Annotated in this window: 20 protein-coding genes; 10 read left to right on the forward strand and 10 right to left on the reverse strand. The window is 71.0% G+C overall.

Going from position 1 to position 14,182, the window contains the following annotated elements; genetic code table 11:
* Positions 1 to 261 precede the first annotated feature (261 nt).
* The 5 genes from TR48_RS08440 (at position 262) to TR48_RS44260 (ending at position 3,741) form a co-directional block, all read left to right on the forward strand.
* A complete protein-coding gene (locus tag TR48_RS08440; RefSeq protein WP_052442496.1) occupies positions 262 to 744 on the forward strand; it encodes a DUF5994 family protein in 483 nt (160 codons plus the stop codon).
* A 57-nt stretch (positions 745 to 801) separates the two neighbouring features.
* Positions 802 to 2,070 (forward strand): ATP-binding protein, encoded by a 1,269-nt coding sequence (locus TR48_RS08445; RefSeq protein ID WP_037606829.1) that lies wholly within the window; start codon positions 802 to 804, stop codon positions 2,068 to 2,070.
* 81 nt (positions 2,071 to 2,151) lie between these two features.
* A complete protein-coding gene (locus TR48_RS08450; protein ID WP_042365297.1) occupies positions 2,152 to 3,132 on the forward strand; it encodes a magnesium transporter CorA family protein in 981 nt (326 codons plus the stop codon).
* A gap of 53 nt (positions 3,133 to 3,185) precedes the next feature.
* Entirely contained in the window at positions 3,186 to 3,542 is a 357-nt protein-coding gene (locus TR48_RS08455) for a PRC-barrel domain-containing protein (protein WP_037610249.1), read from the forward strand.
* A gap of 31 nt (positions 3,543 to 3,573) precedes the next feature.
* On the forward strand, positions 3,574 to 3,741 hold the full coding sequence (locus tag TR48_RS44260; protein WP_170183521.1) for a hypothetical protein: 168 nt from the start codon (positions 3,574 to 3,576) through the stop codon (positions 3,739 to 3,741).
* Between the two features lie 39 nt (positions 3,742 to 3,780).
* On the opposite strand, the gene TR48_RS08460 is transcribed toward TR48_RS44260, so the two are convergent.
* From TR48_RS08460 to TR48_RS08470, 3 genes are all read right to left on the reverse strand, one after another.
* Positions 3,781 to 4,053: a hypothetical protein gene (locus TR48_RS08460; protein WP_037606827.1), complete on the reverse strand. Its 273-nt coding sequence runs from the start codon at positions 4,051 to 4,053 to the stop codon at positions 3,781 to 3,783.
* A 52-nt stretch (positions 4,054 to 4,105) separates the two neighbouring features.
* A complete protein-coding gene (locus tag TR48_RS08465) occupies positions 4,106 to 5,071 on the reverse strand; it encodes a ribose-phosphate diphosphokinase (protein WP_042365299.1) in 966 nt (321 codons plus the stop codon).
* Positions 5,072 to 5,133: 62 nt separating this feature from the next.
* Positions 5,134 to 5,529, reverse strand: coding sequence for a CBS domain-containing protein (locus tag TR48_RS08470; RefSeq protein ID WP_042365300.1), 396 nt, complete (start codon positions 5,527 to 5,529; stop codon positions 5,134 to 5,136).
* 389 nt (positions 5,530 to 5,918) lie between these two features.
* On the opposite strand from TR48_RS08470, the gene TR48_RS08475 reads away from it, so the two are divergent.
* Positions 5,919 to 6,443, forward strand: coding sequence for an inorganic diphosphatase (locus TR48_RS08475; protein WP_042365301.1), 525 nt, complete (start codon positions 5,919 to 5,921; stop codon positions 6,441 to 6,443).
* Between the two features lie 80 nt (positions 6,444 to 6,523).
* On the opposite strand, the gene TR48_RS08480 is transcribed toward TR48_RS08475, so the two are convergent.
* Positions 6,524 to 7,228: a TetR/AcrR family transcriptional regulator C-terminal domain-containing protein gene (locus TR48_RS08480; protein WP_084714455.1), complete on the reverse strand. Its 705-nt coding sequence runs from the start codon at positions 7,226 to 7,228 to the stop codon at positions 6,524 to 6,526.
* 169 nt (positions 7,229 to 7,397) lie between these two features.
* On the opposite strand from TR48_RS08480, the gene TR48_RS44665 reads away from it, so the two are divergent.
* Positions 7,398 to 7,937 carry a hypothetical protein gene (locus TR48_RS44665; protein WP_063770939.1) on the forward strand — a complete coding sequence of 180 codons (540 nt, stop codon included), beginning with the start codon at positions 7,398 to 7,400 and terminating at the stop codon, positions 7,935 to 7,937.
* Positions 7,938 to 7,979: 42 nt separating this feature from the next.
* Positions 7,980 to 8,153 carry a CsbD family protein gene (locus tag TR48_RS40190; RefSeq protein ID WP_084729040.1) on the forward strand — a complete coding sequence of 58 codons (174 nt, stop codon included), beginning with the start codon at positions 7,980 to 7,982 and terminating at the stop codon, positions 8,151 to 8,153.
* Positions 8,154 to 8,360: 207 nt separating this feature from the next.
* Here the strand turns inward: TR48_RS40190 and TR48_RS08490 are convergent, their stop codons facing one another.
* The 6 genes from TR48_RS08490 to TR48_RS44670 all read right to left on the reverse strand — a co-directional run bounded on the left by TR48_RS08490 (position 8,361) and on the right by TR48_RS44670 (position 12,785).
* Positions 8,361 to 9,101 carry a GAF domain-containing protein gene (locus tag TR48_RS08490; protein ID WP_042365302.1) on the reverse strand — a complete coding sequence of 247 codons (741 nt, stop codon included), beginning with the start codon at positions 9,099 to 9,101 and terminating at the stop codon, positions 8,361 to 8,363.
* Between the two features lie 5 nt (positions 9,102 to 9,106).
* Positions 9,107 to 9,829, reverse strand: a complete 723-nt coding sequence (locus TR48_RS08495; protein WP_042365341.1) for an ANTAR domain-containing protein — start codon at positions 9,827 to 9,829, stop codon at positions 9,107 to 9,109.
* Positions 9,830 to 10,197: 368 nt separating this feature from the next.
* Positions 10,198 to 10,596 (reverse strand): STAS domain-containing protein, encoded by a 399-nt coding sequence (locus TR48_RS08500; RefSeq protein WP_236652072.1) that lies wholly within the window; start codon positions 10,594 to 10,596, stop codon positions 10,198 to 10,200.
* A gap of 277 nt (positions 10,597 to 10,873) precedes the next feature.
* Positions 10,874 to 11,869, reverse strand: coding sequence for a slipin family protein (locus TR48_RS08505; protein WP_439654454.1), 996 nt, complete (start codon positions 11,867 to 11,869; stop codon positions 10,874 to 10,876).
* A 122-nt stretch (positions 11,870 to 11,991) separates the two neighbouring features.
* Positions 11,992 to 12,162, reverse strand: coding sequence for a hypothetical protein (locus TR48_RS43025; RefSeq protein WP_161789794.1), 171 nt, complete (start codon positions 12,160 to 12,162; stop codon positions 11,992 to 11,994).
* 5 nt (positions 12,163 to 12,167) lie between these two features.
* Positions 12,168 to 12,785 carry a DUF5994 family protein gene (locus TR48_RS44670; protein ID WP_042365303.1) on the reverse strand — a complete coding sequence of 206 codons (618 nt, stop codon included), beginning with the start codon at positions 12,783 to 12,785 and terminating at the stop codon, positions 12,168 to 12,170.
* A 484-nt stretch (positions 12,786 to 13,269) separates the two neighbouring features.
* On the opposite strand from TR48_RS44670, the gene TR48_RS08515 reads away from it, so the two are divergent.
* Together TR48_RS08515 and TR48_RS08520 are read left to right on the forward strand one after the other, a co-directional pair.
* The gene (locus tag TR48_RS08515; protein WP_037606822.1) at positions 13,270 to 13,545 is read left to right on the forward strand and encodes a hypothetical protein; all 276 of its coding nucleotides are present in this window, start codon (positions 13,270 to 13,272) and stop codon (positions 13,543 to 13,545) included.
* Between the two features lie 87 nt (positions 13,546 to 13,632).
* The gene (locus TR48_RS08520; protein ID WP_052442498.1) at positions 13,633 to 14,052 is read left to right on the forward strand and encodes a hypothetical protein; all 420 of its coding nucleotides are present in this window, start codon (positions 13,633 to 13,635) and stop codon (positions 14,050 to 14,052) included.
* The last annotated feature ends 130 nt before the right edge of the window (positions 14,053 to 14,182 follow it).

Genomic DNA, 14,182 nt, shown 5'->3' on the forward strand with positions numbered 1-14,182 from the left:
CGGTCGGTGGCCGACCGCCGACCGCCGACCGCCGACCGGGCTTCCGGGGTCCGCCCCCACCGTGGATCGTCGACCCTGCGACCGCCGGGAGCCACGGCAGCCAGTGGCAGGGCTTGGCACGCCCGACAGCCTTCACGCTACTCCGGCCCCACCGGAGTAGCGTGAAATCGGCCCCGGAAGCGGCCCGGCGCGTCGGCCTTTGCCTGGCGGAGCGACGTCGGCCGTCGGGCGGGGTGGTCCGTTGCGGACAGGCGGTGTCCCATGAGTGTCGATCCTTCCACCACGCCGTCAGCGGGAAGGCTGCTGCCGGACGGGAACGACTGGCCGCGGGCGCCCGGTGCGGTGGTCCTGCGGCTGGAGACGACCGCGTCGCGGCTCGGGGCGCACGACGGGGCCTGGTGGCCGCGCTCACGCGACCTGGCTGCGGAGCTTCCGGCACTCATCACGGCGGTGACGGAGTCCGTGGGACCGATCGAACGGGTGGGCCTGGACGCCGCCGCGTGGGACGAGGTGCCAGGACGGATGACCGTCGACGACCGGGTCGTCCATATCGACTGGTTCCCGGTCGGCGACGACACGGTGATCCTCACCCGCGGCGACCACGACCACTTCGTGCTCCTGGTCGTTCCTCCCGACGCGGACCCTGCGGCCGCCCAGGCCGCCATGGCCGCGGCGGTGCTGGCCGGCGCCTCGGACTCGGCCCGGCAGATCTTCGTCAAGACCGGCATCACATCCGCGGCGTGACCCGTGGACCGCCGGACGACAGGGAAGCCCCAGGACCACGACCCCCGAGGGCCGACCGTGGCCGTGTGGCACGTTCGTGACTCCACACCGGACGATCTCGAGGCAGTGGTGCGGCTCGACGGTGAGAACGCCGGCGCGGACCCGCCCGCTGTCTTCCGTCTCTCGGAGGTCGTGGCCGCGCTGCAGGCCGGGAATCCGAGCGTGGTTGCGGTGGCCGAGGGGCATCTCGTGGGTGCGGCGGTGGGCCGGGTGGACGGGGACCGGGCCTGGGTGCTGCGCGTCGCCCTGCATCCGGCCTGGCGCAACCTGGGCCTCGGCACGGCGCTGGTCTCGGCACTGGAGCATCGTCTCCAGGCGGCCGGGGCCAGGATCGTCGCCGCCGTTCTCTCGGCGGAGGCGACCGGCGCCACGGCGTTGGGCAACTCGGGCTTCTCCCCCCACCAGGGCCTGACGTACTTCGAGAAGGTCGCCGTGGTGAGCGCACAGGGCTCGGCGGTTCTGGCGTCGCTGGGGGGATCGGTGCCCGATGCCGGTCTCTGGGGGCAGCTGAGAGGGATGACCGACGAGAAGCGGCTCATCGAACGGCGCCTGGTGCTCCCGCTGGCCAATCCCGAGGTCGCGGACGAGCACGGCGTGGAACCTCCCCGCGCGGTGGTGCTGTTCGGGCCACCCGGAACGGGGAAGAGCACGTTCGCCCGAGCGGTGGCCGGCCGGCTCGGGTGGCCGTTCGTCGAGCTCTTTCCCTCACGGCTGGCGTTGGAGGGTGGGCTCGCCACGGGCCTCGGGCACCGTTTCGGGCAGATCGCGGAGCTCGACCGGGTGCTGGTCTTCATCGACGAGGTCGAAGAGGTCGCCAGTACGCGCAACCTCGCGGACCCGGCGTCGGTCGGCGTGGTCAACGAACTCCTCAAGTCGATCGTGAGCTTCCGTGAGCGTGACGGCAGGCTGCTGGTGTGCGCCACCAACGCGGTCTCCGCCTTGGACCCGGCTTTCCTGCGGCATGGCCGCTTCGACTACGTCCTGCCGGTCGGGCCGCCGGACCGGGAGGCCCGCATCGCGTTGTGGACCGGGTACATTGCCAAGACGGGCACGGACGCCGACACGGAAGCCCTGGCGGACGCCAGCGACGGGTTCACTCCCGCCGACATCAAGCAGGTCGCCCGGGGGGTCGCCCAGACGGTCTTCGAGCGCACTCTCGACACCGGCGAACGGGCACGTCCCACCACTGCGGACTACCTGGACGCCATCGGCAGCACCCGGGCGACGGTGACCGAGGAGATGGCCCGGGAGTTCGCCGACGACGCGACCCGGTACGGCCGGACCTGAGGACTCGCGGCGCAGGGGGCGACACTCCGCAGGCGTCGGCCGCGTCCGGCCCTGCCGAAGTGTCGCGGTTATGGTCGGAGCATGGCCCGTACCCGGCTCTACCGAAGCGGCGTCCTCGCCCGGGAGGGCTTCCCGGTCAGCGACGTCTCGCGGTATCTGGCGGAGCCGAACGCCGTCGTGTGGCTGGACCTGTGCCGACCGGACCCGGCCGACTTCGCGGCGGTGGGCGAGGAGCTGGGGCTGCACGAGCTCGCGCTCGAGGACGCCGTGCACGCCGGACAGCGCCCGAAACTGGACAGCTACCGGTCCCACCAGTTCCTCAGCGCCTACGCGGTCTCCGTCGCCCCGGACGGCGTGAGCCTGGTGACCAGTGAGATCGCCGTACTGATCACCGCGAACGCGCTGATCACCGTCCGCAAGGACGCCGGTCCGCCGCTCGACGAGGTGGTGGCCCGCTGGGACCGGGCGCCTGCCACCGCCTCCCCGGCGCCCGGCGTGGGCCTGCTGCTGTACGGCCTGCTCGACTACCTGGTGGACGGGCACTTCGCCGCCGTACAGCATTTCGACGACCGCATCGAAGAGCTCGACGAACTGCTCTTCGGCGAGGAACGCAAGCAGATCCAGGAGGTGCAGCGGCGCTCGTACGAGCTGCGCAAGTCGCTGGTCCGCCTGCGCCGGGTGGTGCTCCCCATGCGGGAGGTCGTCAACTCGCTGATGCGCCCGGACCTGGGGGTGGTGCCGGAGCCGCTCATGCCGTACTACCGCGACGTCTACGACCACGTCCTGCGCGTCACCGAGTGGACCGAGTCGCTGCGGGACATGCTCACCTCCCTGGTGGAGACCAACCTCTCGGTCCAGGCCAACCGCATGAACATGATCATGAAGAAGGTGACCAGCTGGGCGGCGATCATCGCCGTCCCGACCGCGATCACCGGCTTCTACGGGCAGAACCTGCCCTACCCCGGCTTCGGGAAGGAGTCGGGATTCCTCGTCTCCAGTCTCGTCATCGTCGTCCTCTCGGTGCTGCTGTACGTCGCCTTCAAACGCAAGGACTGGCTCTGACCGGAGTCGGGGGGCAAGCTGAATGGGGACATCCCGAGGAAGGGGGCCACATGGTGATCGAGGCTGCGGACATCCGTGAATGGCGCACCCGGGACGTCGTGGACCCGGGCGGCCACAAGATCGGCGTGATGGAGGCGGTCTATGTGGACACCACCACCGACGCGCCGGCCATGGCCACGGTGCAGGTCGGCCTGCCCACCCGTCACCGGCTCGTCTTCGTTCCCCTGGACGGAGCGGTCGTCGGCCCCGGGTACGTCCGGGTCAACTACGCGAAGTCGCAAGTGAAGGGGTGCCCGGCGATCGGGGTGGACGACGTCCTGCCCGCGACGGAGGAGGAAGCGATCTTCCGGCACTACGGCCTGTCCTACCAGCCCGGCGCGGCGGGCGAGCGGCAACTCGCACGGCGCTGACCGACATGCCCCGCACGGAAGGGTGGGCGTGATGGCTCTGTTCCTGTTCGTGATCATCGTGGCGATCGTGCTCGGGATCGTCGGCGCCGTCGCCAAGGGCCTGCTGTACCTCCTGGTCATCGGAGCGGTGCTCCTGGTGGCCGACCTGATCTACCTGGGCTGGCGCTGGAGGCGATCGGGGCGCCAGGCCCAGCGCTGACGCCCGCGCCGGGCGCCGGAAGCGGGCAGCGCGGCTGTGCTAGCCGGCCGGGGGCTGTGCCCCGTCCAGTTGTTCCTGGAGCCACTTCAGCGCTTCCGGCGTGGCCCCGTTCGCCCTCGCATAGTCGAGCAGCCGCTCGACCTGGCCGTCCAGGAGCAGCCGGACGTCCTGCTGCTGCGCGACCAGGAATCCCGCCGCCATGCCCTTCATCCCCCAGGCGGCGAGGGCCTGCTCCACGGCCGCCCGGTCGCCCCTGCGGGCATCGTCCATGATCCGGTCGGTCAGGGCCTCCAGGTCGATGTCCATCGTCATGCACCCCAGCCTGCGCGGCTCGCCGCGGATGCGCGAGACGACCCACCCCAGGTCACCCCGGGTACACCCGGCTGCCGCCCACCCCACCCTGGACCGGGGACGCCACGGCGGGCTCGTCGCCGTGCAGCAGGTCGACGGCATCGGCGAGCAGCGGAGCCACGGAGCACACCTGGAGCGGCAACCCTCCGGCAGACTCCACGGGAAGGGTGTCTGTGACGACCAGACGGCGGATCGGAAGCCGTTGGAGCCGGTCCCGGGCGCCGCCGACGAGCAGGGCGTGGGTCGTGGCCACGGTGATGTCGACGACGGCGCCGTGGGCCAGCAGGACCTTCACGGCCGTCTCGACGGTGCCTGCGGTGCTGATCATGTCGTCGATGATCACCGCAGGTCGCTCCGCGACACCCCCGACCAGTTCCTCGGCCAGCACCTGCGTGCCGGACACACGTGTCTTGCGGACAACGGCCACGGGGAGGCGCAGCAGGCGGCCGTAGTGCTCGACGAGCTTGACCGCGCCGAGGTCGGGTGCGACCAGCACGGCGGCGCGGGACAGCTCCTGGCCCAGCGCGTCGGCGAGCAGGGGCACGGCGGTGAGCACTTCGACCGGGACGCCGCACATCGCCTCGAGCGCGGCGGTGTGCGGATCGATGACGACCAGTCGGTCGGCACCTGCGGCCACCAGCAGGTCGGCGGCGACGCGGGCGCCGACCGGCTGCCCGGCGGTGGTGCGCCGGTCCTGCCGGGCGTAGCCGAAGTACGGCACGAGCGCGGTGAGTCTGCGCGCACCTCCCCGGTGGCACGCGTCGAGCAGGAGCAGCAGTTCCACGAGGTTGTCGTTCACCGGCGGCCCCGTGGGCTGGATCAGGTACAGGTCCGCGCCCTGCACGTCGCCCACCACGGGCCGCAGTTCGCCGTCGGGGAAACGATCGGTCTCGCAGGCCACCGGTTCGGTGCCGAGCGCTGCCGCGACGGCCTGCGCCAGGGCCCGGTGGCCTGTCCCCGCGACGATCCGAGGCCTCATCGCCGATCCGCGTGTGCCACGACGTCTCCTCTCCGCGACCCGCCGTCCGGACGGTCGGTCGGTCAGCTGCTGAGCTGCTCGGCGGTGATGACGCCCAGGGCGAAGCCGTCGGCGTCGACGACCGGCCAGACGTGGGCGTCGTGTTCGCGCATGGCGTTGGCGACGGCGTCGATCGGGGTGTCGGGGTGCGCGAAGGGCTCGAGCGGGCGGACGAGGTCGCGCAGCCGGGTGTGCTGGCTGTACCAGGGCTGGGACAGGTAGCCGCTGAGGTCGTCCCTGGTGACGAGGCCGACGCAGCGGCCGTCGTCGCCGCGGACGAGCAGGTGTTCCACGTGGGCGCTGTGCAGGATGTCCAGCGCCTTGTCGACGGCGGTGTGGTCGCTGACCTGGAGATCTGCGGGGACCATGACGTCGGAGGCGTGGGGACGGTCCGGGGACTTGTCGAGGGTGGACGCCATCAGGGTCTCCCTTGGTGCGCGGGGTCGCTCCCGGCTTCGAGACGCTCGGGGTGTCCTGGCCAGGGAGGCTGGGAGCAGGGTGGGCGGTGGCGCGTCCTGATGTGCCGTCGGGTGGGGCAGACGACGCACCGCGTCTGCCGTCGTGTGCGTCATCCCCTCAAGTCCATGCTAACCGGGCGCTGTCCTGGCCGAAGGGGGCGATCGGCGGTACCCGGCTGCCGACCGGGCCGGCTTTTCCGTTCCGCGCGGTGTCGCCCCGTCGGCAGGGGAACCCCGGCCGTAGCCTGGAGTCGGCCGTCATGGTGCGCCGGTGTTCCGCGGCTGCGCGGTGAGGCGTCGAGGGCGGCTCAGCCTCGCCCGTTGATCCGTGCCGTCGGCAGGAGCGGGACATGGACTTCGTTGTCGTCGTCGAGATCCCCCAGGGGAGCCGCAACAAGTACGAGATGGACCACGCTCTCGGGCGCATCCGGTTGGACCGGATGCTCTTCACCTCCACCCGCTACCCGGCCGACTACGGCTACGTCGAGGGCACTCTCGGACTGGACGGTGAACCGCTGGACGCACTCGTCCTGGGCGGCGAACCCACCTTCCCGGGGGTCCTGATCCGCTGCCGTGCGCTGGGGATGTTCCGCATGAACGACCAGCGGGGCGAGGACGACAAGGTGTTGTGTGTCCCGGCCACCGACCCCCGTATGAACCACCTGCACGAGCTCGACGACGTGTTCCCCCATGACCTCCGGGAGATCCAGCACTTCTTCGAGGTCTACAAGGACCTGGAACCCGGCAAGTCCTTCGACGGCGCCTCCTGGCTCGGTCGGTCGGCGGCCGAACAGGAGATCACCTCGGCACGAGCCAGGCCGGCTAACGGCCCCTCGCAGGAGCACGAGGCCAGGGCGACCCCGACGCACAGCTGACCGGCGCCGTACGAACTCCGGTCCGGGGCGAGCGGCCCGCCGCCGTCGCCACATCATGGCTCCCGCGACATGTACTGCCGTCACATCGCGGTAGTCATGGATGACCTGAGCCCGCTGAGGAGGATGTCGAGACCGCGTTCGAGTTCCGCGGCGCCGTCGTAGGAGGCCAGGACCGAGGCGAGACTGCGGAGCAGGGGGAACTCGTGGATCGGCAGGCGGTGCAGGCCCAGCCGTAGCAGGTCGTCGGTCTCGTCGGGGTTCTCGACGAGCTCCTGGAGTTCGTTGAGGACGTGTCCGTGCAGGAAGCCGAAGAGGGCGCGGTAGATGTGCAGGGCGTCGGCTCCGCTGAAGCCGGCGCGGGTCAGCAGGTCGAGGACGTCCTCGAGCGGGCGAAGAGTGCCGCGGGGGCGTAGTGCCAGTGGTGTGGCCAGCGGACGGGTGACCAGCAGGGGCACCACGTGAGGGTGGGTCAGTGCGATTCGGCGGAACTGGTGTGCCACACTGCGGAGTTGGGCGGTCCAGTCGGGGTCTGCGGGGTCCACCGTGAGCTCGGCGAGGACCGTCTCGGCGACGCCGTCGAGCAACGCGGCCTTGTTCTCCGCATGGCGGTACAGGCTCATCGGGTCGCGGCCGAGCGCGCGGGCCAGCCCGCGCATGGACAGCTTCTCGATGCCGTCGCGGTCGACGATCTCCAGCGCGCAGGCCAGCATTCGCTCGCGGGTGAGCTTGCCGTCCGGATGTGCCTCGGGTTCCCGAAGTGCAGCACCGATTGAGGACGTGTCCATGCCGTCACCCTCCTCCGCCGGGGGCGGGCTTCGTCGCCGTGCGAGAAGGCTCCGAGGCCCTGTAGACCTACGATCTCACATGAACTCGTAGATCTACACTGTAGACAGCGGTGTAGATCAGGAGTTTACTGTAGGTCTACGGCGTATATCCCATATGGGAGGAAACGTCATGATCATTGTTCTCGGACTCCTCATCCTCGTCGTCGCGGCCGTCATGGCCGTGGCGGGAATCTTCGGCAACACCGGCAGCACCCACGCCGTCAACGGCGCGTTCTCGGTGTTCGGCCACCACATGACCGGCTCCACGGGAACGCTCTTCCTCTTCGGCATCATCGTCGGCGCAGCGGCCATGCTCGGGCTGGGCCTGCTCCTGACCGGCGCGCGCCGCACCTCGCGCCGCGGCCTGAACGCGCGCAGGGACCTGCGGCAATCCCGCCGCGAGACCGTCGCCGCGGACAAGGACCGCGAGATTCTGGCCGGGCAGCGTGACACCGCCCGCGCAAGGACGGCAGCCGTCGCGCAGGAACGCGACGACCTCGCGGAACAGCGTGACGACCTGATCGACCAGCGCGAACTCGACCAGCGTGAACGCGTTCCTTCCGGATCGTCGGGTACGCGCGCGATCGCGGCATCGGATGGCGCTCCCGCGCCGTCGGGCGGAGGCACCCGCGGTCTGCATCTCTTCGGGTACCACCTCACGCGCCGCTAGGCCCCCGCCGAACGGCGAATCCCTCGCGAAAGGAACTCGGGCATGAGTGTCGCCAAGAAGCTCGCCCACAAGGCCGAAGCGGTCAAGGGCGGCGCGAAGAAGGCCGCAGGCCGCGCCACCGGTGACCGCGCCCTGGAGGCCGAAGGCCGCACCGACCAGGTCAAGGGCAACACCAAGCACGCCGGCGCGAAGGTCAAGGACGCGCTCAGGCCCTGACCTGGAGTGCCACACATCCGCCCCCGGCAGCCGAATCGGCAAAGCCGCCTACGTCCACTGGACCTGGGCGGCGCCGGATTCGCCCTGCGCGCCCTGCGGCTGCTCGGCTTCGTCTTCCGAGGCCAGGGCAGCACCGCGGGCAGCCGCAGCCATTGGTACCGCTGGTAACGCTGCGGTAGGCCGCTCCGGGCCCCGGAGTTGGTGAGGTCAGCGATGCCGCGGTGATCGGGGGATCTGGTCGGTGTCGAACTCGCCGTCGGCGATCAGCCGGGCCAGGTGCGAGAGCTGGTGGTGGTGGGAGCGGGCGTAGGCGCGGAATGCTGCGAACGCCTGGTCCGGGGTGACCTGCCAGCGCTCGGCCAGGATGCCCTTGACCTGTTCCAGGACGATCCGGCTGGTGAGTGCGTACTGGAGCTGTCCGCGCTCGGTCTCGCTGTGGGCCAGGGTGCGCTGCTGCAGGATGGCGATGGTGGCCACGTCCGCCAGTGCCTGGGCCAGGGCGGTGTCCGCGTCGCTCAGGGCACTGTCCCTGGTCTGGAACAGGCCGAGCGCGCCGATGACGCGCCCGCGCAGCCGCATCGGGATCGCGTTGGTGGACAGGAAGCCGGACTGCAGGGCGGCCGGGGTGAACTGCGGCCACGCCTGCGAGGCGTTCGGGTCCGCGAGGTCGATGTTGGTGCGCGGCCGGCCGCTGCGGTAGCACTCCACACAGGGACCCTGGTCGTGCTGCAGGGCGAAGAGTTCCAGCAGCCGGGTGTTCTCGTCCGAAGCGGCCAGCACCTGCAGCACGTCGTGCTCGTCGGCCAGCAGCACCCCGCACGCCGCGACGTCCAGCAGTTCCACGCAGCGCTCGGACAACCGCTGGAGAAAGTCGATCAGGTCGAAGTCATCGATCAGGGAGTCGGCGACCTCCACGAAGACCTTGGTCAGTTGCTGCTCGCGGGCCATGGCGATCAGTCCTTGTCTGAGACGGGCAACGGGTTTCCGTCGCCGTTGCCGTTGAGGTCCAGGCGCAGCCGCCGCGCGACCACGTCCCGGGAGACGTCGGTGAGTGGCCGGCCGCTGCTGTAGGCGTGCGCGCGCAGCCGCAGCAGCGCCTGGGGCAGGGACACGTCGAGCTGGACGCTGACCATGCCGGTGGCCTGGTGCACGACGGCGTGCAGCAGCGCGTCGGCGGAATCGGCCGGAGCGGCCCCGTTCGGGCCCGGCACGACGCTGCCGAGTGCGCGCCCGGCCAGGGCATGCGCCAGGACCTGCGCGTCACCGACCTGCCCGTCGGTCAGCGGCCCTGCCGTCCGGCGTACCAGGGTCAGCACACCGACGCGGATCGCCCCGATGCCCATCGGGAAGCAGAACACCGCGCGGGCCGCCAGGCCGGCTGCCTCGACGCTCAGAGCCGGCCAGCGTTCGGGCCGCACCAGCGCGAGGTCGGGCACCAGCACCATCGCGTCGCCGCGCACGGCCTCGGGGCCGGGGCCCTCGCCGAGAGTGAACTGCAGGTCCTCGAAGCTGCCGGCGGCATCGTCGGTGCACCACATCAGCTCCGCCCGGTCACCCCCGGTCGCCAGGGAGACCGTCAGCCCGGTCACGCCCAGGGTCACCGCGGCCAGCACGGCGACGTCCGCTGCGGCGTCGAACCCTTCGTCGCGCTGAAGCAGCCGCAGAACCTCGGCCATGCCGTCACTGATCACCGGTTGTCCTGTTCCAAAAGGACCTGGGACGTCGCAGATCGCCACCCGACAACGAAGGGGCTGCCGAGTTGACGGCGATAGCGCGTGCCCCCGTATCCCTACGACTCCCGACCAGTGCGACCACCGTACCGCGCTCTCCGTCGCACCGGTGCCCAGGCGACGAGGGGAGCTTCCGCAACGGCGACGACGCCGAGGGGAGCAGGGCGCGGGTCTCGTTGGTGCGGCCCATCGCGACCTCCTCGCTGCGCCGAGCGGGTCTCCCCGTGCAACACATAGAACTTATGGCAACACAGTAGTCGGGGATCTGCGCCACCGGCCCTGCCCGCGACGGAGGCGACGGAGGCTGGGCGGCTCTACGCCGGGCGCGCGGGCTGCGGCGCGAGCAGGAGGCTCTCGGTGTCGGTCAGGGCGAGCAATCGCGCAACCGGCGGTGCCGGGTGGTGCAGTCGCACGGATGCTCCGATGGCCGCGGCGCGGTGGTAGGCGTCCAGGAACGCGCTCAGGCCGCTGCAGTCGCAGAAGCCGACGTGGGTGAGCTCGACATCGATCGTGCGCGCGCCATCGAGCAGGCACCGCGTCAGGGCTCGGCGGACCAGTGAGACGGAATCCAGATCGATGTCGCCGATCAGGGTGATCTCCGCACTGCTCCCACGATCGTGCCGCTCGACTGCCAACGTCGCCGCCCCCGCTCGGGGCTGGGGAAGGCTGTGGCTGACCATCAGGCGTCGAGTGACGACGCTTTCCGCGGACATCCAGATCTCCTCGGCCGTCTCGTCCGTGAGACCGCCGGGGGCTGGGGCAGCCGGAGCAAGGCCGCAGTTGCGACCTGAGGCCGGGCGTCGGGGGAGCCGCGTCGTACCGGCCTCGACCGTGCGCGCCGACCAGGCAAACAGGTGTTCTGCTGGGAACTCTACGACGTGCCGAGGCCGTCTGCTGTCACGCGGACCAGTCACGGAACCCGCTCACGGACCCCGGAGCCTCGTCGCAGCGCGTCCCACTCCTCCCGCGGTCGGCCCGGGCCGGGCAGGGTCAGATCCGGGTGAGCGGCTCGTCGGGGCTGAAGGCAGTGGGCCATGAAGCGGCGCGAGTACGGGCGACGTCGGCGCGCAGGCGGGCCTTGCCTAGTTCGCCGAACGGCGGGGCCTGTGAGGGCAGCATCGCCGGCGCGGAGTCGAAGCCCTGCTGGACGGGGACGGGGTGGAGCAGGGCTTGCAGGAGCTCGGCGTCCGAGGGTGCGAGCCCGTGGTGGGTCTCGGCCGGGGCGGGCACCGGGCGGGACTGGGTGTCGAAGAAGCGCAGCATCTCGACGGGGAAAGGCATCACCAGGGTGCTGTTCTTCTCCGCAGAGACGTCCACGACGGTCTGCAGCAGCCGGAGTTGGAGTGCGCCGGGAGTGTCGGCCATCACGGCCGCCGCCTCGGAGAGTTTCTGGGAGGCCTGAAACTCGCCGTCGGCGGCGATCACGCGGGCGCGGCGTTCACGCTCCGCCTCGGCCTGCTTGGACATGGAGCGCATCATCTGGTCGGGCAGGGCGATGTCCTTGATCTCGACGCGTTCGATGCGCAGTCCCCAGGGTTCCTCGGTCGGGGCGTCCATGACCTGTTTGAGTTCGGCGTTGATCTGGTCGCGGTCGGACAGCAGGGTGTCCAGGTCGGCGCGGCCGATGACGGAGCGGAGCGAGGTCTGGGCGATCTGGGAGACGGCGTGGGGGTAGTTGTTGACGTTGACCAGGGCTTTGACGGGGTCGATGACGCGGAAGTAGACGACGGCGTCGACGGTGACCGTGACGTTGTCGGCGGTGATGGCTCCCTGGGTGGCGACGCCGAGGACCTCGGTCTGGACCGAGACCTTCCGCATCCGGTCGCCGATCGGGCGGATCAGCCGCAAGCCCGGATCGCGCATGCCCGGCAGGAGCCGGCCGAACCGGAAGACGACACCCTTCTCGTACTGCTGCACGGTGCGCAGGCTGAGCGAGACCAGGACGAGGGCGGCGATCGCGAGGAGTACCGCGACAGTGATCAGGATGATCACGATGTTCACATCCTTCGATGGTTCGTCACGCTTCGCCGCGCGGACGGGTGTCGCCAGCTGGGGACACCCGTCCGCGCGGCGAAGCAGGTTCAGGAGCAGCGCCTGGCGCGTCGCCGTCAGGGACGGTGAAGTGTCGGCCGGGCCGCGGGGCTTCGTCGGTGGAGGCGCCAACGGTGCGGCTGGGCTGCCGTCGGCGACATGGCGTGGCGGGCGTTGGCCAGCTGGATCAGCAGCACGCAGGCGTAGATCATGGCACCGATCGCGAGCACGGTGAGGAGCGTCGTCACCGTTCTCACCTGCCTGAGGACACGCTGATGCGGCCGATGGGCATGATCAGCGGAACGGACCGTGCCGCGCCGCCCTCGGATTCCCATGCGGCTTCCGCGCCGATGTCACGGGCCGGGGCGTCGGCCGCGTTGGTCGCGTCGTCGACGCTGCGGTCGCGTTCGGCGGCGAGCAGGGCGCTCGCGGCGGACGAGCCGGCCGGGTCGCCCGCGGCGGCCATCAGCCGGGCGGCGGCCGCCTGGCTGGTTTGCGGTGGGATGACGAGCAGGTCCCAACGGCCCGTGCGGTAGGACAGGAGCAGGAGCTTGTGCGGGTCCTGCTCGGTGGTGAACCAGCCGACCTTGACCACATGTCCCCGGACCGGAACCTCGCGGGGCAGCGACTCCCAGTGGCGAGGGTTCACGTTGACCCTGGTGATCCGCCCCCACACCCGGTCCAACGTGGGGATGAGTGAGGGCAGTTCGCGAAGGAGGTCGTCGGAGTGCGGCCACCAGGCGCCGTCCAGGGCGCCGACGGGGAGGCCGCCGCCTCCGGCGGCGGGCCGCAGGGCGAGGCGCAGCACGGGGGATTCCGTGCGGGGCGGGGGAAGGGCGACCGAAGGTGGTCGCATGAGTGACACGGACATGATGCGCGTCCTGTCCCCGGACCCGCGCGCAGGCCCGGCGTCGGCGTTCGCCGAGAACGACAGGGGCACTGCAGCCGGTGTGCGGAAAACCCTCGGTACCTTTGTTCTACCCTGCGGCAGCGATGTGAACCGATGCGAGGCGCCCGATCCGGCCCAGGCCACCCAGGCCGTACCAGGTCGGGCCGCCGGTGGCCGTCACGGTCGTCCTGTTCGTCGCCTTCGCCGCTGCCCTGTCCTGTCTCGGGATCGGCCGGTGCGGCGCGGCGCGCAGCGCAGCCCTGAGCCGGATGCAGGGCGGCACACCGGGACGGCCGGCTGGGCTGTCCACGCAGTCCGCCAGGACAGCCGGGCGCGGATGCCAGAAGATGTTCCTGGGCAGTCGAGGCTTCCCCGGGCGCCCGGGACCGTATGCAGGGGTCTCATCAGACCGCCCCACGTATCGTGCCGCAGGCCCGCTGAGGGCCGAGGACGAAGGAGCCCACTGGTGAATACCCGCGCGAACACATGGGCGACCTGGACCACCGAGGGCATCTTCTCCGGGCACGGTGGAGTGCAGACGGAGGAGGGGGACGTCCTCCAGGGCGAGGTGACCGTGCACACCACCTGGAGCGGCGGTCAGGCCAGCATCACGGTGCAGTACGTGGGGGCCGAGGACTGGTACACGCTGCAGGGCAGTCCGCTTCCGGCGGGCGACGAGGAGACCGCGCGGAGCCTGCACCAGGCAGCGGTGAAGACGGTCCAGCGGGGGCGCGGGGCGTAGCCGTGACGACGGACCCGGACGTCCTGCGACGGCGCCTCGCGGAACAGGAGCGACGGGACCGGGGCCCGGACCGGACCGGAGGCGGCCATGGCGCGGGTGACGATTCACGGCGGTGACCTGGTGGTCCGGCCCTCCTGGCGGGAACGAGCGGTGATGCGGTACGGGCTCGTGCGGGCACCGCTCGCGGCCGTGGCGCGCGTCGAGGTGCTCGCCGAGCCATGGCGTTGCCTGCGCGGCAGCAGAGAGAGCGGACTGTCGATCCCCGACAGGGCGTGGCTGGGAGTGTGGCGGCACCCGGCCGGGCGTGACTGGATCGCGGTACGTCCATGGCGTGGTCCTGTCCTGATGGTCGAGCTGCGGCCGCCGGCCGAGTTCGCCCGCGTCGCCCTCTCCGTTGTCGATCCGCAGGAGCAAGCGGCCCGCCTGCGCGGGGCCGTCGACGAGGCACTGGTGACGTGCGAGCCGCGCGGTGCCGACGCGGACCTGACTGCTCCGCCCCCGGTGTGATCACCGAGGAGCAGCCTCGTCCTCGTCGAGGCGCGGCTCTTCCTGAGACCGAGCGGTGCGGACCTCCGGACCTCACGGTCTACAGCGCCCGAACAGGGGCAGTGGGCATGCCCGTGGCCAGGGGCCCTAA

Source organism: Streptacidiphilus neutrinimicus (genome assembly GCF_000787815.1).
Lineage (GTDB): Bacteria > Actinomycetota > Actinomycetes > Streptomycetales > Streptomycetaceae > Streptacidiphilus > Streptacidiphilus neutrinimicus.